General features: G+C 62.1%; 22 protein-coding genes. 14 read left to right on the top strand and 8 right to left on the bottom strand.

The genetic code is table 11. The annotated features are described in order from the left end of the window. Nucleotides 1–68 precede the first annotated feature (68 nt). Complete coding sequence (locus A6B35_RS26060; protein WP_006202465.1) at nucleotides 69–677, top strand: glutathione S-transferase family protein; 609 nt, start codon at nucleotides 69–71, stop codon at nucleotides 675–677. A gap of 447 nt (nucleotides 678–1,124) precedes the next feature. Here A6B35_RS26060 and A6B35_RS26055 read toward each other — a convergent pair whose 3' ends face one another. Beyond that, nucleotides 1,125–1,337, bottom strand: a complete 213-nt coding sequence (locus A6B35_RS26055; RefSeq protein ID WP_006202464.1) for a cold-shock protein — start codon at nucleotides 1,335–1,337, stop codon at nucleotides 1,125–1,127. A gap of 335 nt (nucleotides 1,338–1,672) precedes the next feature. Here A6B35_RS26055 and A6B35_RS26050 point away from each other — a divergent pair, with 335 nt between their 5' ends. Next, on the top strand, nucleotides 1,673–2,002 hold the full coding sequence (locus A6B35_RS26050; RefSeq protein ID WP_006202462.1) for a hypothetical protein: 330 nt from the start codon (nucleotides 1,673–1,675) through the stop codon (nucleotides 2,000–2,002). A gap of 11 nt (nucleotides 2,003–2,013) precedes the next feature. Here the strand turns inward: A6B35_RS26050 and A6B35_RS26045 are convergent, their stop codons facing one another. Further along, nucleotides 2,014–2,580 carry a methylated-DNA--[protein]-cysteine S-methyltransferase gene (locus tag A6B35_RS26045; RefSeq protein WP_006202461.1) on the bottom strand — a complete coding sequence of 189 codons (567 nt, stop codon included), beginning with the start codon at nucleotides 2,578–2,580 and terminating at the stop codon, nucleotides 2,014–2,016. A gap of 167 nt (nucleotides 2,581–2,747) precedes the next feature. Between A6B35_RS26045 and A6B35_RS26040 the strand changes: the two genes are divergently transcribed. The 3 genes from A6B35_RS26040 (at nucleotide 2,748) to A6B35_RS26030 (ending at nucleotide 6,004) form a co-directional block, all read left to right on the top strand. Continuing rightward, nucleotides 2,748–3,653, top strand: a complete 906-nt coding sequence (locus A6B35_RS26040; RefSeq protein ID WP_065518321.1) for a lytic transglycosylase domain-containing protein — start codon at nucleotides 2,748–2,750, stop codon at nucleotides 3,651–3,653. 5 nt (nucleotides 3,654–3,658) lie between these two features. After that, a complete protein-coding gene (locus tag A6B35_RS26035; RefSeq protein ID WP_006200064.1) occupies nucleotides 3,659–4,147 on the top strand; it encodes a GNAT family N-acetyltransferase in 489 nt (162 codons plus the stop codon). A 270-nt stretch (nucleotides 4,148–4,417) separates the two neighbouring features. Further along, nucleotides 4,418–6,004 carry a peroxidase family protein gene (locus tag A6B35_RS26030; protein WP_100084733.1) on the top strand — a complete coding sequence of 529 codons (1,587 nt, stop codon included), beginning with the start codon at nucleotides 4,418–4,420 and terminating at the stop codon, nucleotides 6,002–6,004. A gap of 286 nt (nucleotides 6,005–6,290) precedes the next feature. Here A6B35_RS26030 and A6B35_RS26025 read toward each other — a convergent pair whose 3' ends face one another. Continuing rightward, a complete protein-coding gene (locus A6B35_RS26025) occupies nucleotides 6,291–6,635 on the bottom strand; it encodes a hypothetical protein (protein WP_006200062.1) in 345 nt (114 codons plus the stop codon). Between the two features lie 168 nt (nucleotides 6,636–6,803). On the opposite strand from A6B35_RS26025, the gene A6B35_RS26020 reads away from it, so the two are divergent. Beyond that, nucleotides 6,804–7,547: a DUF899 family protein gene (locus A6B35_RS26020; protein ID WP_040581969.1), complete on the top strand. Its 744-nt coding sequence runs from the start codon at nucleotides 6,804–6,806 to the stop codon at nucleotides 7,545–7,547. Between the two features lie 81 nt (nucleotides 7,548–7,628). Next, the gene (locus tag A6B35_RS26015) at nucleotides 7,629–8,093 is read left to right on the top strand and encodes a cupin domain-containing protein (RefSeq protein ID WP_006200060.1); all 465 of its coding nucleotides are present in this window, start codon (nucleotides 7,629–7,631) and stop codon (nucleotides 8,091–8,093) included. A 7-nt stretch (nucleotides 8,094–8,100) separates the two neighbouring features. On the opposite strand, the gene A6B35_RS26010 is transcribed toward A6B35_RS26015, so the two are convergent. Beyond that, nucleotides 8,101–8,421 carry a DUF1476 domain-containing protein gene (locus A6B35_RS26010; protein WP_006200059.1) on the bottom strand — a complete coding sequence of 107 codons (321 nt, stop codon included), beginning with the start codon at nucleotides 8,419–8,421 and terminating at the stop codon, nucleotides 8,101–8,103. Between the two features lie 229 nt (nucleotides 8,422–8,650). Between A6B35_RS26010 and A6B35_RS26005 the strand changes: the two genes are divergently transcribed. From A6B35_RS26005 to A6B35_RS25975, 6 genes are all read left to right on the top strand, one after another. Then, nucleotides 8,651–9,040, top strand: a complete 390-nt coding sequence (locus tag A6B35_RS26005; protein ID WP_006200058.1) for a DUF6152 family protein — start codon at nucleotides 8,651–8,653, stop codon at nucleotides 9,038–9,040. Then, nucleotides 9,041–9,508 carry a hypothetical protein gene (locus tag A6B35_RS26000; protein ID WP_006200057.1) on the top strand — a complete coding sequence of 156 codons (468 nt, stop codon included), beginning with the start codon at nucleotides 9,041–9,043 and terminating at the stop codon, nucleotides 9,506–9,508. Between the two features lie 433 nt (nucleotides 9,509–9,941). Beyond that, on the top strand, nucleotides 9,942–10,574 hold the full coding sequence (locus A6B35_RS25995) for a hypothetical protein (protein WP_040581966.1): 633 nt from the start codon (nucleotides 9,942–9,944) through the stop codon (nucleotides 10,572–10,574). A gap of 103 nt (nucleotides 10,575–10,677) precedes the next feature. Beyond that, a complete protein-coding gene (locus A6B35_RS25990) occupies nucleotides 10,678–11,070 on the top strand; it encodes a RidA family protein (RefSeq protein ID WP_006200055.1) in 393 nt (130 codons plus the stop codon). A gap of 274 nt (nucleotides 11,071–11,344) precedes the next feature. Continuing rightward, the gene (locus A6B35_RS25980) at nucleotides 11,345–12,781 is read left to right on the top strand and encodes an HD domain-containing protein (protein WP_157999198.1); all 1,437 of its coding nucleotides are present in this window, start codon (nucleotides 11,345–11,347) and stop codon (nucleotides 12,779–12,781) included. A gap of 1 nt (nucleotide 12,782) precedes the next feature. After that, complete coding sequence (locus A6B35_RS25975; RefSeq protein WP_040581964.1) at nucleotides 12,783–13,889, top strand: protein kinase domain-containing protein; 1,107 nt, start codon at nucleotides 12,783–12,785, stop codon at nucleotides 13,887–13,889. Nucleotides 13,890–13,948: 59 nt separating this feature from the next. On the opposite strand, the gene carB is transcribed toward A6B35_RS25975, so the two are convergent. The 4 genes from carB to A6B35_RS25955 form a co-directional block, all read right to left on the bottom strand. Next, nucleotides 13,949–17,452, bottom strand: coding sequence for a carbamoyl-phosphate synthase large subunit (gene carB, locus A6B35_RS25970; RefSeq protein ID WP_006200053.1), 3,504 nt, complete (start codon nucleotides 17,450–17,452; stop codon nucleotides 13,949–13,951). A 224-nt stretch (nucleotides 17,453–17,676) separates the two neighbouring features. After that, the gene (locus A6B35_RS25965; protein WP_006200052.1) at nucleotides 17,677–18,483 is read right to left on the bottom strand and encodes an SH3 domain-containing protein; all 807 of its coding nucleotides are present in this window, start codon (nucleotides 18,481–18,483) and stop codon (nucleotides 17,677–17,679) included. Between the two features lie 199 nt (nucleotides 18,484–18,682). Further along, nucleotides 18,683–19,441 carry a metallophosphoesterase family protein gene (locus A6B35_RS25960; RefSeq protein ID WP_006200051.1) on the bottom strand — a complete coding sequence of 253 codons (759 nt, stop codon included), beginning with the start codon at nucleotides 19,439–19,441 and terminating at the stop codon, nucleotides 18,683–18,685. Nucleotides 19,442–19,502: 61 nt separating this feature from the next. After that, nucleotides 19,503–19,862 (bottom strand): ArsR/SmtB family transcription factor, encoded by a 360-nt coding sequence (locus A6B35_RS25955; protein ID WP_006200050.1) that lies wholly within the window; start codon nucleotides 19,860–19,862, stop codon nucleotides 19,503–19,505. 195 nt (nucleotides 19,863–20,057) lie between these two features. Here A6B35_RS25955 and A6B35_RS25950 point away from each other — a divergent pair, with 195 nt between their 5' ends. Then, nucleotides 20,058–21,236 (top strand): MFS transporter, encoded by a 1,179-nt coding sequence (locus A6B35_RS25950; RefSeq protein WP_006200049.1) that lies wholly within the window; start codon nucleotides 20,058–20,060, stop codon nucleotides 21,234–21,236. The last annotated feature ends 15 nt before the right edge of the window (nucleotides 21,237–21,251 follow it).

Genomic DNA, 21,251 nt, shown 5'->3' with positions numbered 1-21,251 from the left:
ATCACTGGATGATCTCCTCCGCGTCGCGATAGGGCCTTGCAGTGGGCTGAACGCGCGAGGGAGCGGCGATGATACTCTATGGCATGATCGACAGCGGCAATTGCTACAAGCCGCGCTTGCTGATGGCCAAGCTCGGCATCGCGTTCACCAATGTCGAGGTGAGTTCGCACACCGGCGACACCCGCAAGGCCGACTATGTCGCCAAGAATCCGAACGCCATGGTGCCGCTGCTCGAGCTCGACGACGGCAGGCGGCTCGCGGAATCCAACGCCATCCTGCTTTATCTTGCCGAAGGCACGCGCTTCCTGCCGGCCGACCGCTACCAGCGGGGGCTTGCCTATCAGTGGCTGTTCTTCGAGCAATACAGCCACGAGCCTTACATCGCCGTGCGCAAGGCGCTGCTGACCTTTCCCGAAAGAGCTGGGGACGCGACGCCGGAGCAGCTGGCGCTGACGCTGGAGCGCGGCAACAAGGCGCTCGGCGTGATGAACCGGCATCTGCAGGAAAACAACTTCTTCGCGGGCAGCGCGTTCAGCGTCGCCGACATTGCGCTCTATGCCTATACGCACACGGCCGAGATGGGCGGCTTCCAGCTCGATGACTATCCGGCAGTGTCCGCCTGGCTGAAGCGTGTCGAGGCGGATCCGGGGCATGTGGCGATCGAGTGGCTGCCCTGATTAATCTCAGCAACGTCGACGATTAGCGAAAGCTTCTGCGAACTTCTCCCCGTCACTATACGGGGAGAAGATGGCGGCAGCCAGATGAGGGGCGGAGCCAGCCGTTGTCGTAGTCGTGCCTGGCTCCGCGATGGATAGTCCTGAGGCGCAGCGCTGCCCCTCATCGCCCTGCCGGGCACTTCTCCCCGTATAGTGACGGGGAGAAGGACCGCACCGCCGGTTTCGCCAACTGTCGGCGTCTGGAATCCAGACAAATAAAAAGGCGGGATAAAATCCCGCCTTCCCATTCCGGTAGCCTGATCGGGAGCGCTTGGGCCGGGCCGGCAGCAATCCGCTGCTTCGGCTTGTCGGGGTCCTTCCGCTCCGGCGCGCTTCTCGCGCGACCGTCAGTACATCCGTGACTTGCCGCGCGCCCCGAACCTTCGTCCGGCGCGCGCTATCGCCAAATCAGGCTGCCTTGCTCAGAGATCCAGCAGCGGACTTGCCAGTGCGGCGGTCCTGCTCGATCTCGAAGTTGATCTTCTGGCCTTCGACCAGGGTCGACAGTCCAGCGCGCTCGACAGCGGAGATGTGGACGAAAACGTCCGCGCCGCCCGCGTCAGGCTGAATGAAGCCGAAGCCCTTGGTGGCGTTGAACCACTTGACCGTACCAGTTGCCATTTCGATAGTCCTTCACATTTGCTTTAGTTTGACCGGACCGAGGTCCAGCCGGTGGTATCGAGATTTTGGAGATAGACGTCAGCAAACGCGAAGATCGCGAGGCCCGATCGATCGGCCGAAATATCAATGGGAGGCATATAGGCTGTTTCCGCATCGAAAACAAGACTGTGTGAGAAGAGCGTGATTGCGGTATTGTGCAACCGCCGCCTCCGTCGCGTGGAAGCGCGGCGGCAGGATCGCGTGCCTTTGGAGGCTGGGCATCGTGCCTTCCCGAAAAATCGATTGCGATTTTCGGGCCGATGCGGCAGGCCCCGATCGGGGTTTGGGAGAGGGCCATGAAAACCATTCTGCTTGCCGCCTGCCTGACGCTGGTGGCCGCCGGGGCGCAGGCGGCTTCGCGCTATGATCCGACACGCATGAGCTGCGGCAAGGTGCAGGCGACGATCGCGCGCCAGGGCGCGGTCATCCTGCGATACCAGTCGGCGCGCGTGCCGGGCCTGCCGCTCTACAATCGCTATGTGCAGAGTGATCGCTTCTGCGACATCGGCGAGATCAGGGCTCGCGCCTACGTGCCAAGCGCCGACACGAAATCCTGCCCGGTCTATATCTGCAAGCGGCCGGATTTCGACCGCCACTTCCGCCGCCGCATCCTCAAGCACAACTAAGGCAGCTTGGATCAGAACCCGAAAGAAGCCTGCGCGACCGGCGGCGGGCCGACCCGCACGCCTTCCATGGCCAGCATCTTTTCCTTGGTGGCCGAGCCGCCGGGCGCCGAAAAGCCGCCGATCTTGCCGCCGACGGCAAGGATGCGATGGCACGGGATGACCAGCGGCACCGGGTTGGCGCCGAGTGCTGCCCCGGTTTCGCGGGGCAAGCCGGCATGGCCGGCGCGCTTGGCCAATTCGCCATAGGTGGTGGTTTCGCCGTAGCCGAGTTTTCGCGCCGCGTCATAGATGGCGAGGCGGAAATCGTCGACACCGGCGAGATCGACCGGCACGCCGGAGAAATCGACGTCCTCGCCCGCGGCATAGGTTTTGATCGAGGCGATCAGGTCGACGACCCAGCGTGGCTGTTCACCCGATGAAGCAACGCCGGGGTGGCGCAGCAGCCGGCGTTCCACCGTGTCGCGGTTGCGCTCCGGCAGGCAGAGCCGCATCAGGCCCGCCTCGCTCCAGGCGATGCCCATGAAGCCGAGCACGGTTTCGAAGACCGCATGGCCGGCGGTGTGAGGGGTGGTTTCCATGACATGCTCCTTTCCGTGAAGGGAGGAATTCAGTACAAATCAGGAACAATATGGCAGTTCCCGGTCGCTCCGACCACCCGAAAACCTTCTGCTGGCCCGGATTGCCGGGGGAAAAGCGCTGGTGTAAGGACTTCTTAACAACCCGATGAACCGGACCCGTGCGCGGCTTGCCAGCAAAATTCTTCTTTACCGTGATCGGCGTGTTGCTTGCTGCGGCTGGTCTTGCCGGCTGCACCTCGACCTCGCAGACGAAGGTGTCGCCGGCGCTTGCTGCCGCCGCAACACCGACCGTCGAGGATGACAGCCCGACACTGGCATTGCCCGACACGGTAGCGGTGCTGCCGGAATCCTCCGGCCTGGTCCCGGTGCAGACGGCGGCGCTGACTGGCGATGCTGTCGCCGCGACGCCAGGAGAGCCCTTGCCGCCACCGGCGCAGCCGGCCGCCTTTGCCGGGCCGACGCCGCTGGCCGCCCAGCCTGCGGTGATGGCCGGAACCTCCCCGACCAGCCCTGGTTCGGTCGAGCCGGCGCCTGTTTATGCAACGGCAGCGATGGCCATGCCGGTCACCGGACAGACGGTCAAGACAGGCGCTATGCCGGGCGTCCAGCAGGTCGCCTATGTCGCGCCTGAGAACCCGGCCCTGCTTGCCCCGGCCGGCCCACCGGTCGAGCACGCGACAGGCCCCCGCGGCGAGATCGAGCGGCTGATCGAGAAATACTCCGCGCTCTACCAGGTGCCGGTCGACCTGGTGCGCCATGTCGTCAACCGCGAGAGCACCTTCAACCCGAAGGCCTATAATCGCGGCCATTGGGGGCTGATGCAGATCAAGCACGCGACGGCACGCGGCATGGGCTATCTTGGGCCGGCAGCCGGCCTGTTCGATGCCGAGACCAATCTGAAATACGCGGTCAAGTATCTGCGCGGTGCCTGGCTGGTGTCGGGCGGCAATGCCAAGCGCGCCGACCAACTCTACCAGAGCGGCTATTATTACGACGCCAAGCGCAAGGGCCTGCTCGAAGCGACCGGCCTCGGCACCGACCGGACGCGCCGGCGCTTGCCGCCTGACGCCTGAGCACGATGCCTGAACCGCGCCCGCCGGCACCAGACGACATCCGGCTGCGCAAGATCCTCGACGACACGCTGCTGCCGCCGCGCTGGCCCGAAGGCTTTGTCATGCGCGGCTTCGCGGCGGCCGATGCGCTGCCGCTGCACGCCCTGCTGACGGAAGTCTTCGACGACGGTGCCGACGGGCCGTTCGAGGAATGGTGGCCGCGAATTTCCGATGATGCGGAGTTCGACCCGGCCTTGTGTTTCCTCGTCATCGACGGCAAGGGGCGGCTGGCGGCTGCCGCACTTTGCTGGGCAACGGCCTTCGTGAAAGACCTCGCCGTCCATCCCGAGGCACGCGGCCTGGGCATCGGCGAGGCGTTGATGCGGCACGCCTTCCTCGCCTTTCGCGACCGGGGCGCCCCTCATGTCGACCTGAAGACCAACACGGTGGAGAATGCCGCCGCTGTCAGGCTCTATGAGCGGCTGGGCATGATCCCCGTCGCCTGGGAAGGTTAAGTCTCCGTTTACCAAGATTTTTGCGCTGTCTTGTCATCGCGACGCTTCGCGGTGGCAAGCATGGCGGCTTTGTGAACCGCTTCACAGCGTCCGGCAAAAAGTAACTGCTAATAGATTTTCGTCACGCAGTGCATCTGACCAAATATTTTGGATAGTCGAATTTCAAAATGGAGGGACGAGACTATGGCAGGACCAAACCTTCGACAGAGAATTGGGCACGGCTTTGTTAGCCGGCAAGTGTTCGCCGAAAAGGCGATTGAACAGGTCGCGATGGCCGCCAAGACGACGGCAGCGCCCGGGGCCAAGAAGGCCAAGGCCGGCGCCACGGAGGCCATCGTGCCCGGCGGAAAGCTGGGTGCTGGCTTCTTCGATTTCATGTTCAAGAATTTGCCCGCGTTTACCGCCAGCGATGCCGACCTTGATACGCTGGCAAAAGCCATGAAGGATCCGGCGCCGGTCGACCAGCCCAATCCCGATCCGCACGACAACAAGAAGATCCCGTCCGGGTTCACCTATCTCGGCCAGTTCGTCGATCACGACATCACGCTCGACATGACGCCGCTCAGCCTTGCGCTGGCCGATCCGGGGATGGTGAAGAACTTCCGCTCGCCGAGCCTCGACCTCGATTGCGTCTACGGCGCCGGTCCCGGTCCGCATCGCTTCCTGTTCGCGCGCGAGCCAGCCCCTGGCGGCAGTGGCGCGGTGGATTCGCCGAAGCTGCTGATCGGCACCGCGCAGGCTTCGCAGGAAAACGGCGACCGGGTGGGGCAGGTGCCCGAACTGCCGAACGATCTGCCGCGCAACATGCAGGGCGTCGCCCTGATCGGCGATCATCGCAATGACGAGAACCTGCTGGTGGCGCAGATCCACCTGGCGTTCCTGAAATTCCACAATGCGGTGATCGATCACCTGAAGGCCAAAGGGGTGCCCGATGACAAGCTGTTCGAGGACGCGGCGCGCACCGTGCGCTGGCACTATCAATGGCTGGTGCTGCACGACTGGGTCGAGCGGCTGACCGAGAAGGGCTTCGTGGCGAAGATCCTGCAGGAGGGCCGCAAGTTCTACCGCTTCAAGACCAAGCCGTTCATGCCGTGGGAGTTCTCGGCCGCAGCCTATCGCATGGGGCATTCGATGGTGCGTGAGAAATACAGCCACAACCGCATTTTCAGGACACCCAACCCGCATATTGCGGAAGCCAGGCTCGCGACCCTTTTCCGCTTCAGCAATCTTTCCGGCAGTCTGTCCAGCAGCGTGCCTGGTCAAGGCACCTTGCCGAGTAACTGGGTGATCGACTGGCGGCGCTTCTTCGAACTGCCGCCACCGGCCAACACCGCGCAGTTCGAGTTCAATTTCTCGCACCAGATCGACCCGTTGCTGACCGATGCCCTGCACAAGCTGCCCGGCGCCACCGGCCCGGAGGCGAGCCTCGCCTTCCGCAACCTGAAGCGCGGCGTGCGCCTCGGCCTGCCTTCGGGCCAGGCGGTGGCCAAGGAGATGCGCAAGAAGATCACCTTCACGCCGATGACTGCGGACGAGATCGCGTCCGGACCCGACGGTGCGGTGGCCAAGTCGCTGGGTTTCCACACCAACACGCCGCTCTGGTACTACATACTGAAGGAAGCGCAGGTGAAGGGCGGCGGCGAGCGGCTCGGACCAGTGGGCGCGCGCATCGTCGGCGAGGTCTTTGTCGGCCTCGTCCAGGGTGACGAGGAGTCCTTCCTGTCCAAGCCGGGCTGGAAGCCGGACCTGCCCGCGGCGAAGCCAGGCACGTTCTTCATGACCGACCTGTTGAGGTTCGTCGCCAAGGCGGCCGACCCGGCCAACCCCGACAAGGGGCTCAATCCGATCGGCGACTGATCAGCGTGTCCGTGCCCCGGTTGTGTTCAATCGGGGCACGAATCTTCGGCCCGCGGGCACTAATCTTCGGCCCAGGCGTGGAATCCTCCGGCTACGCAGCGGCTTTGTGAACTGCTTCACATAGGCCGCCGCGCCCAGATGCTACCCCTGCGTCATGCCACGCGGGGCGCCGATCGGGGGATCGAGGGCTGCAAGGCATCGGGGCGGCTGCGCCGGCATGTGTCAGCCACTCCACGGCGGGTCCCGGGGCGGGTTCGGGGCCCGCTTGCTTATGCGCCCTTGCACGTCAGATATCCGGCGCGTTGCCGATCTTCTTCTTGAGCTCGATCGCCCAGGCGCGGCCCTCGTCGCCGCCCCACAGCAGCCAGGCGATGTAGCCGGCCGACGGGTTTTTTCCATTGCCGTAGTTCTTGCCGCGCTTGTCGACCTCGTGGCGGGCGAAATAGCTGACCATGCGCCTTATGGTGGACGGCGCGAGCTTTTCCCGGCTCTTCAGTTCTGTAGCGCGGGCCACGCCGACCTCGGTGCCGCCGCGGCCGAACTGCTTGCGCAGTTCGAGACCCTTGGCGGCATTGTCGGCGACGATCTGCGGGCAGCGCAGGTCGATCTCGTCCTTGTCGGCGTCGTGCATTGTTTCTCCCCAGATCCCCAAGAGATCTAGAATGCCGGAAAGCCGGGCTGGTTCCGCCAGGGTCGCGAAGAAAAGTTCAGAATGTCGGAACCGTGCCGCGCCGTGCGTCCTTGAGAGGCAAGGCGCGTCGCCGGCAACGGCACGCGTCGTCCGGAGATGGAGATGACGATGATCAGCTTTCCCAACGAATCCAGCGAATACCGCGCCGCCCGCGAAAGATTGCTGCAGAAGGAAATCGAGTTGCGCCGCGCCATGGAGGACGTGGCGGTCGCCCGGCGCGCGCTGCCCAAGGGTGGGCTGGTGCCGCAGGATTATGTGTTCGACGGGCCTGGGCCGGACGGCAAGCCGGCGCGGATAAAGCTGTCGGAGCTGTTTGCGCCCGGCAAGGACACGCTGATCCTCTACAGCATGATGTTCCCGCGTCATCCGCAGGAGACGCGCGAGGTGGCGACCAGCGGCGGTACGGCGAAGCTCGCCCCGGCCGACCAGCCATGCCCGTCCTGCACCGCGCTGCTCGACCAGTTCGACGGCGCCGTCGGGCATCTCGAGGCCGCCGGCTTCAACTTCGTCGTGGTGGCCAAGACCTCGCTCGACAATCTGCTGACGCTCGGCCGCGACCGCGGCTGGAAGAACATGCGGCTCATCTCCTCGGCCGGCAACAGCTTCAAGCGCGACTATCAGGCCGAGGCCGAAGACGGCGCGCAACTGCCGGTGCTGTCGGTGTTCCACCGCGACGGCGATGGTGTCAGGCATTTCTGGTCGTCGGAGCTCGGCTTCGTGCCGCCGGAACCCGGCCAGGACCCGCGCGCCGTCGGTACCTGCGAGATCCTGTGGAACCTGATGGATTTTACCCCGGCGGGCCGACCGAACTGGAATGAACAGCTGCAGTATGGCGAGGGGTGCTGTCATTGAGAGGCTAGGGCGAAGCGAAGGCAAGGCGCTTCGACGGCAGTCGTCGTCTACAATGTCGGTACAGTCCGAAGGGAGAACTTCATGCCCAAGATCGACCTATCCGCCGTGCCCGCCCGTAAGGGCTCGTCCTATCCAGCGCCTTTCGACGAGCCCTGCGCCAGCCGCACCAGGCGGCGCCTGGGCGATGCGGGCGGGCTCAGCGATTTCGGCGTCAATTTGATGACCTTGCCGCCCGGCGGCTGGTCCAGCCAGCGCCACTGGCACAGCCATGAGGACGAGTTCGTCTATGTGCTGGAGGGCGAGCTGACGCTGGTCGAGGACGACGGCGAGACGTTGCTCAAGGCAGGCGACTGCGCGACCTTTGCAAAGAACAGCGGCAACGGCCACCACATGATCAACCGGTCGTCAGTCACGGCGCGCTACCTCGAAGTCGGCTCGCGCAACCCGGACGATGTCATCACCTGCTCCGACATCGACATGATGAGCCCGAGCTCCGACGGCCGCTTCCTGCACAAGGACGGCATGCCGTATCCAGGTCAGCGCTGAGCGGTGCTCAGCTCGTCCTGATCTGCTCGACCGCGGTCACCAGCAGGTCTGCCATGGCGGCGCGAATCTGAGAATCCGACTGGGCGATGCCCGCCGCGTCGAAATCGGCGCGCACCTTGCGGAACACATCGTCGTCGCCGGCTTCCTCGAAGTCCGAACGCACCACCTCCTTGGCATAGGCGTCGGCATCCTCACCGGCTTTGCCAAGCTTTTCGGCGGCCCACAGGCCGAGCAGCTTGTTGCGGCGCGCCATGGCCTTGAACTTTGTTTCCTCGTCCATCGCAAACTTCTTTTCGAAGCCTTCCTGACGGTCTCTCATGCTGCTCATGGTTTGCCTCGTTCAGATGTGAGTTCGACCGTCATCCGATGTCCGGGACGAGCGGCCAGGAGAGGCGAAAGTGGTGCGCATGGACGCCATTAGCAAGGCCTGATCGTGCAGCGGAAGCCGCAGAACCGAAATTCGCGCGATGCCAGAGGCATTCGTTCCGATGTGAGTTGACGTTGGCGTGCCGTGACCTACTCTCGAATGCCTGCTGGATGAACCGAGGAGACGAGCGATGCAGTCACCTTTCAACCAGATACGCGGCGTCGCGCTGACAGCGGCGGTGATGCTTGCCGCCGGCACCGCGGCCTATGCCCATCATGGCTGGTCGTGGACGGCGGACGGGTTCTTCGAACTCAGGGGCAAGATCACCGCCATCTATATCGGCAATCCGCACGCCACGCTCGATGTCGATGCGGAGGGCGAGGCCTGGCGGGTGGAGATGGCGCCGCCAGCCCGCACGATCGCCGCCGGCTTCACCGAGGAGGTCGCCAAGGTCGGCGACGAGGTGACCGCGATCGGCAACCGTTCGCTCGATGAGACCGAAAAGCGCATGAAGGCGGTCCGCGTCATCGTCGGCGGCAAGACGTACGATGTCTATCCCGACCGCGTGCCACCGGCGTAAATGGCCGAGTTCCTCGCCGGCATCGAGCAGCTCGCCTTCGTGCGGGGACTGAAGGCCTCCTTCGTCGCCTATCCGATCGTCAATGCGCTCCACATAATGGCGATCGGCGCGCTGTTGACCAGCGTCATGCTCATGGACTTGCGGGTCTGCGGCGCCTTCCGCGCGCTGCCCTACGCGGCATTCGTCGCGCTGCTGCGCCGTACCGCATTGGGCGCGTTCGCCGGCGCTTTGGTCACCGGCTCGCTGCTCTTCTCGGTCAAGGCGAGCACCTATGCGGCGATGCCGATCTTCCTCGCCAAGATGGCGCTCATTATGCTCGCCGGCCTCAACTTCCTCGCCTTCATGCGCTTGGGTCGCGCAACAGGCGGCGACGTACCGGCAGGCGGAGCCGCCAGCGTCCTGGCCGTGTTCTCGATGCTGCTGTGGACTTCGGTGCTTTTCGCCGGACGGTTCATCGGTTTTCTCTAGGAGCAGCTCGGATGTCGGGCCGCGTTGCCGACGTTCTTTTAGTCGCGCTCTACGGCGCCCCCCTCTGTCCTGCCGGACATCTCCCCCACAAGGGGGGAGATCGGATGTCGCCTTCGCTTTCGCCAATCGCCGACGTTGCAGGATGGCGCCGGCGCAGAAACTGCCAATCTCCCCCCAAGTGGGGGAGATGTCCGGCAGGACAGAGGGGGGCGCCGTAGAGCGCCATGGCCAGCGTCATCACGTATCACACCCCTGGCGAATCCCGGGCCATAAGTTGGCTCTGTGCCAGCATTCGCCGCGCGTATAGGCACCAGCAGCAGTGATAAAAGTGCTGTTTGTTCTTTAAAATTTTAGTTTCTGCAAAAACCAGAAATACTACTTTCCCGTGTATTGGATCAACAGGGTTGTCTGGGTTGTTGATCCGGGGGAAGTTATGAAGCTCGTGGCGGCATTCACGCTGGCAGCGCTCTGCTCGATGTTCTTCGCCAGTGACGCCGAGGCCCGAAAAACGCGGTTTCGGGTGCTTCCGATCCCGGGAGCGCACAGTTCGTCGTCAAACGAAAAGGCGCATCCTGTTCCCATCGGCGTCGACGACGTGCACTTCGTTCACGATCTGCCCGCTGCTTTTGCCGATGAAGGCGAGCATTTCGATCTCGGCTACAAATTCGGCATGTTCGGCGGTGGCGAGTGGGTCGGCTACTTCAAGGAATCCCAGCGCTACGTGGAACTGAACCAGCCCAAGGTCCGCGAGCTTTTGCCGATCCTCGGCATTTCGGAGGCGGACGCGCCGAAGCGGTCTTTGCGCAGCCAATTGATCGTCATCGCATCATGGTGCGCGATCGGCTTGGCCGGTCTTTTCTTTGCGCTGCTGAAATTCCCCGGCCTGAGAGCGGCGCTCTTTCCCGGCAGACGCGACGTGAGCCCGGAGTTTGACGTACAGGCCGCCGACCGAATGATCAGCGCCGCCCGAAACCAACAGCGCGGGGCAAAGGCGCCAAGCGCCGGGCCGGCCGGCTCCTTCGCAAGGCCGCAGGGAACGCCAACCTTCGGGCGCAGATCGCGCTGAGGGCTGCGAAGGCCTCACCTTCTCCCACAAGGGGAGAAGGAAGAACGGCGCTGGCGTTCCGCCGGCGCCGGGATAAGCTCCCTGCAAACGAAGGGAGATCACAGTGAAAAAAGAAGTCATCGAAGTGCCCGTCATGTCGGACAAGGTGCGGGCGCTCGGCCTGCCGTGTTCGACCGCGGTGAGGGCCAATGGCTTCGTGTTCATCTCGGCGACGCCGCCGGTGGACATGGTGACCGGCGAGATGGTGCGCGGCGACATCGAAACGCAGACCGAGGCGTCGCTGAAGGCGCTGAAACATTGCCTGGAAGCAGCCGGTACCTCGCTGGACAACGTGGTGATGGTGCGCATCTACGCCGTCAATTCCGGCTTCTACAACGCCATCAACCGGGTCTATGCGAAGTACTTTTCGACGAACCCGCCGGCGCGCAGCTTCGTGCCGGTGGCGTCGTGGCCGATGGAGTTCGATATCGAGATCGAGTGTGTTGCGGTGGTGTGAGGGTCATTACCCGCTTCGACGTCACATGAGCCGCTCTCAGTACAAAGACCGTACGCCTTGTCCAATATGCAAGCCGCAAGCCAAGCTTCGCGAAGCGTGGTTCAGTTCCGAAGTATCTCATGTGGAGAGTTTGACTGGCATCCAGTGAAAATTCGTCAGTCAGTAGCGCTCTTGCCGGTGGCTATCTCCAAAGCAACGAATGCACGGTATAAGATTCGTTAGCCGTTTCTATTCCCGTATGTTATCTTTTCGAAGGGCGATTTGGCGGGGTAAAATGTTAGAAAGCATCCCTAACACTGTCATAAGAGACAATATCTATGGTGCTCGCCTTGTAAATACTGACAAGTATATACGTAATATAATAGACTCTATCGAGTTTCAAAGGCTTCGCCAGATACGTCAAACTGGCATTGCCTCCTATGTTTTTCCCACCGCCGAGCATAGTCGATTTGCCCACTCTATCGGCGTTTTTGCGACTGCCTGCAAGGTATTCGATCATTTGCGCGAAAGATCAATTGATTTATTGATAGATATACCTATTCTGTCGTTTGATGAAGATACAAAAAGGGAATTTCTTGCTGCTTGTTTGTGTCACGATGTTGGTCATACGGCCTTCTCGCACGTGCTGGAGAGTAGCTTTCTACCCGATAATCTCTCCACACACGAGGAGTGTACGAAGCTGATACTCCGTGAAAACACAGAAATATCCAAAAAAATTAGAGATTATACTGATATCGACGCAGTCGAGTATTTTCTCGATAGAAAGCACGTGAACAAAGCGCTGACTTCGATGGTGTCAGGCCCGTTTGACGTTGATAGATGCGACTACATGCTTCGAGACTCCCACATGACTGGTGTCGTCTCTGGCAATTTTGACTTTCAATGGCTTCTCCACTCGATTTCTCCTGAGATAAATCAGCTAGGCCTCCCTGTGCTGACTTTAGACGGGGTCCGAGGTACGGACGCACTTAGACAATTTTTCCTATCGAGGCGATACCTTTATAGGCACATCTATTTTCATCCGGCGGTAAGGTCGGGTCAGATACTTCTAAAATCAATATTCGAGCGACTTAGGGATATTGGTGGAACGTCCAAATCCAGATCAATGATCCCGCGGCTCTTCTATCCGATTTTAGATCGAAAGAATTTTACCCTTGGTGAATTTCTAAGGATATCGGACGTCGAGGTTCTTTATTTGATACGCCTGTGTGCCGAGGAGCATCCAGACGCTACTCTCAAGCATCTTGCCAAGATGTTTATTGAGCGTAAATTTCCTAAATGCGTCTTAGATTCAGGGAAGCTTTTTGATAGAAATAATATAGTCTCTAGATTCTTTGAGACAGATATACTTAAGTCAGATCAAATTACGATGTTTGGAGATGACGAACCTAACGTAAATAATTTGGTTGAAGATCTAAAGGATTTTTTACGGCCTAAGCTTGTCTCTTATGGTATTTCCGCTGAGGTCGTTGACTACATAGTTTCTTCAGACAAGGTGACTTTTTCTTCTTCGCCGCCCTCTGACCTTATGTTTTCATACAAAGGAAAGATATTCGGTTATGATACGTTGCCGAAGGATCATGATGGTCGTAATATGGCCCCTGCTTTGGACTCCTTCTCCTTGTGGCGGGTTTTTGTGCCTTGGCAATTCAAACGCGAATGTACAGAGCGAATGGAGACGAGATATCCGACCTTGAGCATTGGTGGCTAAGATGGTGACTTCTACTGCTGGATTCCCTGATCCTGGACCGCAATACCGCATTAAGGAGCGAATTGGCGGCGGCGCTTGGAAGACCGCCTACCGTGCAAGTCAGGTCGGCGCACTTGAGGATGTTGCGCTGTTGTATTTCCATGACGATAACATGGTTGGGGAACTCATAAAGGAATTTAGTAAACTTCTAGTATTGCAGAAGAAACCGGATTCTACATACATAGCAGAACTGAAGGGATATAATAAGGGTAAAGATGGCAAGCATTATCTTATCGAAGAATTGATAAGAAGACCTTTGGAGGTTTATTCTCCTCTTCAAGATATTGCGACTTTTACTAAAGTCGCGAGAGATCTTTGCCGAGGCCTAAAGTGCATTCATGGCGAGCGAATGGTGCATCGCGATCTTAAGTTAGATAACTGCGGCGTGGACAGCCAAGGCCGCGCTAAGATATTCGACCTCGGATCGCTCACTAGTGAGCCGGGAGAGATAAAGGCAACGATATTGACGCGGGCCCCGGAGCTTTTCGGGAATCAGAAGAAGGAATCTTTCAAAAGGAGGTCTGATGTATGGGCACTAGGTGCTACGCTTTTCGCGCTTCGCACTGGAGAGTACCCATTCGTCTATACCAACGAGATTGAGAGTCGGAGGAAGATAAACAAGCAGTACGCTCTGGCGGAAGCTGACAGAAAGGATCTCGATACGCAAAAGAGGAAAATAGACGACGAGATCACGGAGCGGATATCTGGTAGCGGCGCAGAGGCCACGCTTCTGGAAAAAATTCATAAGCAATTCAGGGGTAAGGCTGAAGAGCTAATAAAGGGTATGTTGACTTTTGACGTAAAGCGTCGATTAGCCCTGGACACAGTAGCTTCTGGATGGAGCGCTCTCGCGAGTGAGTTGGACGGCGCGAGGAATGAGCAACGGCAGCCGGCAGTAAGCAAACTTGAGAGGATACGAAAACTCCTCGATGCCTGCATCGCTAGAGAAATTGCTTTGACCGCTACTCAGATAGATCGTGTGTATAGCGAATTTACGGCTAACTTTGATGGTGACGCTGCGCTTGTAGCAGAGTTTGAGGGCAAATTCATCAGAGCAAAAAATGTCTAGTGTCCTCGATTTTTTCTATTTTATTGTATCGCCTATGTCATCTTGTTAGCACCAATCAATCAAGCAAAATACTCCTGCAGCGGCCGAACTTCGAGGCTCCCCGCCCGCAGCGCCGCAATCGCCTCCGCCACCGCGGCCGCCCCCGACAGCGTCGTGTAATACGGCACTTTCTGCATCAGCGTGGCGCGGCGGAGCGACTTGGAGTCCGACACCGCCTTCTGGCCGTCCGTTGTGTTGAAGACGATCTGCACCTGGCGGTTGCGGATGGCGTCCTCGATGTGCGGGCGGCCTTCGAGCACCTTGTTTATTTTCTCCGCCACGACGCCGTTTTCGGCGAGGAAGCGGGCGGTGCCTGACGTGGCCATCACCTTAAAACCCTGGCCGGCGAGGCGCTTGACCGCCGGCAGTATGCCCTTCTTGTCCTCGTCGCGCACCGAGACGAACAGCGTGCCGGAGCGCGGCAGGTCGACGCCGGCGCCGAGCTGGCTTTTGGCGAAGGCCAGGGCAAAATCGCGGTCGAGGCCCATGACCTCGCCGGTCGAGCGCATTTCCGGTCCGAGCAGGATGTCGACGCCGGGGAAGCGGGCGAAGGGGAACACCGCTTCCTTGACCGCGATGTGGCCGGGGTTGCGCGGGTCGGGCATCGCGCCGTAATGGGCGAAGGCATCCTCCAGCGTCTCGCCGGCCATGATGCGAGCGGCGATCTTGGCAATCGGACGGCCGATGGTCTTGGCAACGAAGGGCACGGTGCGCGACGCGCGCGGGTTGACCTCCAGCACATAGACCGTGCCGTCCTTGATCGCATACTGCACGTTCATCAGGCCGCCGACATTGAGCGCGCGGGCAAGGGCGGCCGTCTGGCGCTCCAGCTCGTCCACCAGGTCGGAAGGCAGCGCATGCACCGGCAGCGAGCAGGCACTGTCGCCCGAATGGATGCCGGCTTCCTCGATGTGTTCCAATATGCCGGAGACGAAGGTCGCCTTGCCATCACAGAGGCAGTCGACATCGACCTCGATGGCGCCCGACAGATAGGTGTCGAAGAGCAGCGGGTTCTTGCCGAGCAGCGTGTTGATCTGGCCGGTCTTGTCGTTGGGGTATTTCTGCTTGATGTCCTCCGGCACCAGGCCGGGCACGGTGTCGAGCAGATAGGTCTGCAGCATGCCTTCGTCATGGATGATCTGCATGGCGCGACCGCCGAGCACGTAGGAGGGGCGCACCACCAGCGGGAAGCCGAGCTCGCCGGCGACAAGGCGGGCCTGCTCGACCGAATAGGCGATGCCGTTCTTCGGCTGGGTGAGGTTGAGCTTGTGCAAGAGCTTCTGGAAGCGGTCGCGGTCTTCGGCAAGGTCGATCATGTCGGGCGAGGTGCCGAGGATCGGGATGCCGGCCTTCTCCAGCGCATCGGCCAGCTTCAGCGGCGTCTGGCCGCCGAACTGGACGATGACGCCGACCAGTTCGCCCGAGGCCTGCTCGGCGCGCAGGATCTCCAGCACGTCTTCGGCGGTCAACGGATCGAAATAGAGCCGGTCGGAGGTGTCGTAGTCGGTCGACACGGTCTCCGGGTTGCAGTTGATCATGATCGCTTCGTAACCGGCGTCGCGCAGCGCGAAGGCGGCGTGGCAGCAGCAATAGTCGAACTCGATGCCCTGGCCGATGCGGTTCGGACCACCGCCGAGGATGACGACTTTTTTGCGCGATGACACTTGCGCTTCATTCGCAAGGCTGCCGGCGAACGGCACTTCGTAGGTCGAGTACATATAGGCGGTGGGCGAGGCGAACTCGGCGGCGCAGGTGTCGATGCGCTTGTAGACCGGATGAACGTCGAGCTTTTCGCGAATCTTCTGAATCACTTCGGCGTCGGTCTTCGTCAGCGACGCGAGGCGGGCATCGGAGAAACCCATCGCCTTCAGCATGCGCAGGTTGGCGGCATCCTCGGGGATGCCGTGCTCGCGGATGCGTTCTTCCATGGCGAGAATGCCGGCGATCTGCTCGAGGAACCAGGGGTCGATCTTGCACATGGCGTGCACGTCTTCCAGCGAGGTGCCCATGCGGATCGCCTGCGCCACCATGCGCAGCCGGTCCGGCGTCGGCGTGCCGAGCGCGGCGCGAATGGCGTTACGGTCGTCGACATGGCTGGCGGGCGCTGTCCCATGGCCAAGACCGGGAATCTCGATCTCGTCCAGACCGGTCAGGCCGGTCTCCAGTCCACGCAATGCCTTCTGCAGCGATTCCTGGAAGGTGCGGCCGATGGCCATCACTTCGCCGACCGACTTCATGGCGGTGGTCAGCACCGGCTCGGCGCCTGGGAATTTCTCGAAGGCAAAGCGCGGGATTTTTGTCACCACATAGTCGATGCTCGGCTCGAACGAGGCCGGTGTCGCGCCGCCGGTGATGTCGTTCTCCAACTCGTCCAGCGTGTAGCCGACGGCGAGCTTTGCCGCGATCTTGGCGATCGGGAAGCCGGTCGCCTTGGAGGCCAGGGCGGACGAGCGCGAGACGCGCGGGTTCATCTCGATGACGACCAGGCGGCCATCGGCCGGGTTGACGGCGAACTGCACGTTGGAGCCGCCGGTCTCGACGCCGATCTCGCGCAGCACCGCGATCGAGGCGTTGCGCATCATCTGGTATTCTTTGTCGGTCAAGGTGAGGGCAGGGGCGACAGTGATGCTATCGCCCGTATGCACGCCCATCGGATCGATGTTCTCGATCGAGCACACGATGATGCAATTGTCCGCCTTGTCGCGGACGACCTCCATTTCATACTCCTTCCAGCCGAGCACGCTCTCCTCGATCAGCACTTCGGTGGTCGGCGAGGCGTCGAGGCCGGACTGGACGATCTCGTAGAATTCGGCGCGGTTGTAGGCGATGCCGCCGCCGGTGCCGCCCATGGTGAAGGACGGGCGGATGATGGCGGGCAGGCCGACATGGTCGAGCGCCTGGGCGGCGATCGCCATGGCGTGGCTGATGTAGCGCTGCTTGCGGTCGCCTTCGCCGAGGTTCCAGCGGGTTTCGAGCGCATCGAGCGCGGCGTCGAGGTTCTCGGGCTTCTCGGCCTTGAGTGCCGAGCGCTCGGCCTCATGCGTCTTGCGGTCGGCGTTCTTGACGTCGGTGGCGTTGGCCAGCATCGACTTCGGCGTTTCAAGGCCAATCTTGCTCATCGCCTCGCGAAACAGCGCCCGGTCCTCGGCCTTGTCGATGGCATGGGCATCGGCGCCGATCATCTCGACATTGTAGCGCTCGAGCACGCCCATGCGGCGCAGCGACAGTGCGGTGTTGAGCGCGGTCTGGCCGCCCATGGTCGGCAGCAGCGCGTCCGGCCGCTCCTTGGCGATGATCTTGGCCACCACTTCCGGCGTGATCGGCTCGATATAGGTGGCGTCGGCCAGTTCCGGGTCGGTCATGATCGTGGCCGGGTTGGAATTGACCAGGATGACCCTGAAACCTTCTTCCTTCAGCGCCTTGCAGGCCTGGGTGCCGGAATAGTCGAACTCGCAGGCCTGGCCGATGACGATGGGGCCGGCCCCGATGATCAGGATCGACTTGATGTCGGTGCGTCTTGGCATGGTCGAGGCGTTCCGTTCGGCGAGCGGCTTGCACGAAAAACCGGGCGGGAAGACCCGGCCGGTTGTGCTTGCGATTCTGGTATCAGGCTAGGAGGGCCTTATAGGGAAGAGTTTTGAATGATGTAACCCCGAAAATGAGGGATTGGGCAGTAGTGAGTAGGCAGTAGTGAGTAGGCAGTAGTGAGCAGGGAGGGGCCAACCGCCTATTCCCCACTGCCTACTGCCTAATCCCTAATCCCCAGCGCAAGCTGGTCCGTGATCTCGAAGCGCTCGGAATTGCCGATACGGATCATGTTGAGGCTGCCCTCGCGGGTGAAGCGGAACTCGTCTGACGAGTCCGAGCCGGTCGGCAGGCCGCCGTGAAAGCTGATGACGCGCGTGCCGCCATCCGGCCATGTCACGGTCACCGCGCTGTCGCCACCCGTATGCGCGACGCTTATCTCGCAGCGGGTCATTGGCTGGCCGACATGGCGCGCGCAAGGGATGTCGGTGGGTGCCCCTCCAGTCGAGGCAGTATCAACGGTCGCGAACGCCAGGCTATAGGCATCCAGCATGGCAGTCTTGCCGATAGCCTCGGCGGATTTCGGCGCGCCGTCGGGATCGGTCGTCTCGTCCGCCCCGCCCAGGCGCTCCGTGAGGTCGGGCGGCGGCGTCGCGGCCGCGGAGCTCGGTTGGGCGGAAAATGCCATATCCGCTTCCGTCAGCACCACCGCGCTGGCGGGGTTGAGGTAGCGTGCAGGGGCCCATCCACGGACTTGCGGATTGTCGACCTCTTCGACCTTGCACCACGGATTGCCGTTGACGTCGGCGCAGCCGAAGTTCTTGAGGGGTGCGCCGACCGGCAGGCGCGCCTCGGTCTTGCCGATCGCTGAAGGCGTGGCGCGGATGTTGAGGAGATCGTCGGGCGCTAGTCCGTTGACATAGGAGACAACAGGTGCCGGCTCTTCGGCCCTGGCCGGCAGTGCCGCCAGCAGAAACGGAGCGGCAATCAAGAGATGCAGCGTCTTCGGGAGCGTGATCGTGCGCCTCATCACCTGGCCGTGGGCGTGCGTTAAAGCGCGGCGCGACTCAGACGTCGCCGCCGCTTGCCGGAGCGTTTTATAAGGGACGACGCGATGCCATGTCATCTCGAAAAGATGCTGCTGCTTGCTCAGGGGGCATGAACGCATCCTGCGTTCAGCCCTGGGGCATGAACCAATAGGTTCAGCCTGACATGAACGCATTCTGCGTTCAGTCCGACATAAACCCTGTCTTGAGCGCGTGCGCCCATTCCGGCCTGCCGGCCTGCTCGGCTTGCCGTGCCGCCGCCTCATGGTCGTAGTCGACGGCAAAGGCCTCGAAACGGTCGGGACGGCCGGGCACGTCCAGCTCGACAATGCCGTAACGCGCATGCGGCGAGCCTTGCTCGGAAACGTGCGCCGGTGGGGTCGAATCGTCATAGGCCGGGCAGCCGACGCTGCCGGGATTGAAGATCACCGGGCCGCCGGGAATGCGGATCAGCTCGCTGCGGTGGCTGTGGCCGCAGAGCACGATGCGGCAGGCGGGATCGAGCGGCTTCAGCCTTCGCCTTATGGTGGCGAGCGGCGCGCGCACCAACTGGCCGTCGGTAATCGCGTCGGCCAGATATTTCTCGTCATGGTCCGGCCGGGCGTGGAAGGCGATGACGCCGGGCACGATCTCCAGCGTGAAGGGCAAGGCAAGCAGCGCCTCGCGCTGCTCCGCCGTCAGCCGCTCCTGTGCATAGCGGTCCGACGGCCACATGGTGTCGTCGGCCGGATCGACGGCGACGCGTCGGTCGTGGTTGCCGCGCACGGTCGGCAGGTCGAGCGCCTCCAGCCGTTCCATGGTCTCGCGCGGCCACAGCGGGCCGGAGACGCAGTCGCCGAGATTGACGGTGAGATCAGCACCGCCGCGGCGCTTGAGATCGTCGAGCACGGCATCCAATGCGAGCACGTTGCCGTGGATGTCGGCGAGGATGGCGATGCGCATAGGGAGCTCCGTGGGTGAGGTATTGTTTCCTTGCCCCCGCAAAGCGGGGAGAGGAATAGCCCTAAGCCTGGATTTCGATCTCGTCGGCGCCGCCGACCGCGGGCAGTGCCTTGTCCTCGCCGGCGGCGGCAATGACGCTGTCGAGCAGGCCTGGGAAGCGGGCGTCGAGGTCGGCGCGGCGCAGCGTGATCATCCGGTTGGTGCCGACGACCTCGGCACGGGTGACGCCGGCCTCGCGCAGCTTGGCCAGATGGTAGCTGAGATTGGTCTTGGAACCGAGATCGAGGAACTGGCTGCAGTTCAGCGCGACGCCTTCCTTGCTGGCGAGATAGCGCACGATGGCGAGCCTGGTCGGATCGCCGAGCACGGCGAGCACGATCGGCAGGCTGATCTGGTCGGCGTTGGGGTGGGGCAGGGTCATGGCCCGAGAATTAGGCGCAAACGGGGGCGATTTCAACGTGTCTCCTCCTTCGGCGCCCATACACAGCCTCTTCGTTCCGCGCCCTGTCCTGACACAGGGCTGTCAGCAGGCTTCAGCTATTTTTCCCTGGCTTCATTGACATCATGCCCTGTTGTGTCCAATTGTTCAATAACTTTTGAACTAAGGACACCCGCCATGGACAAGCGCCTCTTCTGGCTTGCGCTCGGATCGTTCACGATCTCGACCGAAGGCTTCGTCATCTCCAGCCTGCTGCCCGACATCGCAACCGATGCAGGCATCTCGATTCCGCTCGCCGGCACGCTGATCACCGCCTTCGCGCTGGCCTATGCGGTCGGAACGCCGATCCTGGCAACGCTGACCGGCGAATGGGACCGGCGCCGCGTCATCCTGTGGACGCTGGTGTTCTTCGTACTCGGCAATCTGGTTGCGGCCCTGAGCTCGTCCTTCGAATTGCTGCTGATCGCCCGCATCATCATGGCGCTGTCGTCGGGCCTGTTCGCCGCGACCGCGCAAGGCACGGCGGTCGCGCTGGTCGATGACCATCACCGGGCGCGCGCCATTGCCGTCGTCGTCGGCGGCACCACGGTGGCAGTTGCCCTCGGTGCGCCGCTCGGCGCGCTCGTCGCGACCGTCGCCGGCTGGCGCGGCACCTTCTTTGCCATCGCCGGTCTCGGCGCGCTGGCCGGCGCCATCCTGTGGTACCGGCTGCCGCGCGGCATCGTCGGCACCAAGCTGCCGCTGAAGCGCAGGCTGGCGGCCGCACTGCGTCCCGGCGTGATGCCGATCCTGCTGACGACGATGTTGGCACTGATCGGCGCCTTCACCGTCTTTTCCTATGTCGCGCCTCTGGCCATCGAAGGCGGCGGCTTGAGCCCGCTGGCGCTGCCCGGCATGCTGCTCGCCTTCGGCGTCGGCGCCGTCATCGGCAACATCGCCGGCGGGCAGGCGGCAGACCGTTTCGGCGCGACGCGCACCGTCGGCTGGTCGCTGGCGCTGAGCGCGGCCATGCTGGTCATGCTGTCGGTCATCCCGACCTTCCTGCCGCACCATATTGCCGGGCCGGCGCTGATGGCGATGATGGTGCCGTGGGGCATCGTCGGCTGGGCCTTCCCGCCGGCGCAGGCCAGCCGCATCATCAAGATCGCGCCCGACGCCGCTCCGATCGTGCTGTCGCTCAATGCCTCGGCGCTCTATCTCGGCGTGGCGCTGGGCGCGGTGGTCGGCGGTGCCGTGCTGCGCTACGGCGTGCCGGCCGATCTCGGCCTGATCGCCGCGGCGTTCCCGTTGATCGGGCTCGGCGTCGTGTTGGCCGGGCGGAACCTGGCGCGGCCGGTCGCGGTTCCGGCGGAGTAGTCTTCTACAAAGTCG

It is taken from the genome of Mesorhizobium amorphae CCNWGS0123 (genome assembly GCF_001686985.1).
GTDB lineage: Bacteria > Pseudomonadota > Alphaproteobacteria > Rhizobiales > Rhizobiaceae > Mesorhizobium > Mesorhizobium amorphae.
This window is presented reverse-complemented; position numbering and strand designations above follow the sequence as displayed.

What these genes read in the sequence shown, in the direction of transcription:
- A6B35_RS26060 (WP_006202465.1), top strand. Translation starts at nt 69, where the DNA reads ATGATACTCTATGGCATGATCGACAGCGGCAATTGCTACAAGCCGCGC.
- A6B35_RS26055 (WP_006202464.1), bottom strand. Translation starts at nt 1,337, where the DNA reads ATGGCAACTGGTACGGTCAAGTGGTTCAACGCCACCAAGGGCTTCGGC.
- A6B35_RS26050 (WP_006202462.1), top strand. Translation starts at nt 1,673, where the DNA reads ATGAAAACCATTCTGCTTGCCGCCTGCCTGACGCTGGTGGCCGCCGGG.
- A6B35_RS26045 (WP_006202461.1), bottom strand. Translation starts at nt 2,580, where the DNA reads ATGGAAACCACCCCTCACACCGCCGGCCATGCGGTCTTCGAAACCGTG.
- A6B35_RS26035 (WP_006200064.1), top strand. Translation starts at nt 3,659, where the DNA reads ATGCCTGAACCGCGCCCGCCGGCACCAGACGACATCCGGCTGCGCAAG.
- A6B35_RS26030 (WP_100084733.1), top strand. Translation starts at nt 4,418, where the DNA reads ATGGCCGCCAAGACGACGGCAGCGCCCGGGGCCAAGAAGGCCAAGGCC.
- A6B35_RS26025 (WP_006200062.1), bottom strand. Translation starts at nt 6,635, where the DNA reads ATGCACGACGCCGACAAGGACGAGATCGACCTGCGCTGCCCGCAGATC.
- A6B35_RS26020 (WP_040581969.1), top strand. Translation starts at nt 6,804, where the DNA reads ATGATCAGCTTTCCCAACGAATCCAGCGAATACCGCGCCGCCCGCGAA.
- A6B35_RS26015 (WP_006200060.1), top strand. Translation starts at nt 7,629, where the DNA reads ATGCCCAAGATCGACCTATCCGCCGTGCCCGCCCGTAAGGGCTCGTCC.
- A6B35_RS26010 (WP_006200059.1), bottom strand. Translation starts at nt 8,421, where the DNA reads ATGAGCAGCATGAGAGACCGTCAGGAAGGCTTCGAAAAGAAGTTTGCG.
- A6B35_RS26005 (WP_006200058.1), top strand. Translation starts at nt 8,651, where the DNA reads ATGCAGTCACCTTTCAACCAGATACGCGGCGTCGCGCTGACAGCGGCG.
- A6B35_RS26000 (WP_006200057.1), top strand. Translation starts at nt 9,041, where the DNA reads ATGGCCGAGTTCCTCGCCGGCATCGAGCAGCTCGCCTTCGTGCGGGGA.
- A6B35_RS25995 (WP_040581966.1), top strand. Translation starts at nt 9,942, where the DNA reads ATGAAGCTCGTGGCGGCATTCACGCTGGCAGCGCTCTGCTCGATGTTC.
- A6B35_RS25980 (WP_157999198.1), top strand. Translation starts at nt 11,345, where the DNA reads ATGTTAGAAAGCATCCCTAACACTGTCATAAGAGACAATATCTATGGT.
- A6B35_RS25975 (WP_040581964.1), top strand. Translation starts at nt 12,783, where the DNA reads ATGGTGACTTCTACTGCTGGATTCCCTGATCCTGGACCGCAATACCGC.
- carB (WP_006200053.1), bottom strand. Translation starts at nt 17,452, where the DNA reads ATGCCAAGACGCACCGACATCAAGTCGATCCTGATCATCGGGGCCGGC.
- A6B35_RS25965 (WP_006200052.1), bottom strand. Translation starts at nt 18,483, where the DNA reads ATGAGGCGCACGATCACGCTCCCGAAGACGCTGCATCTCTTGATTGCC.
- A6B35_RS25960 (WP_006200051.1), bottom strand. Translation starts at nt 19,441, where the DNA reads ATGCGCATCGCCATCCTCGCCGACATCCACGGCAACGTGCTCGCATTG.
- A6B35_RS25955 (WP_006200050.1), bottom strand. Translation starts at nt 19,862, where the DNA reads ATGACCCTGCCCCACCCCAACGCCGACCAGATCAGCCTGCCGATCGTG.
- A6B35_RS25950 (WP_006200049.1), top strand. Translation starts at nt 20,058, where the DNA reads ATGGACAAGCGCCTCTTCTGGCTTGCGCTCGGATCGTTCACGATCTCG.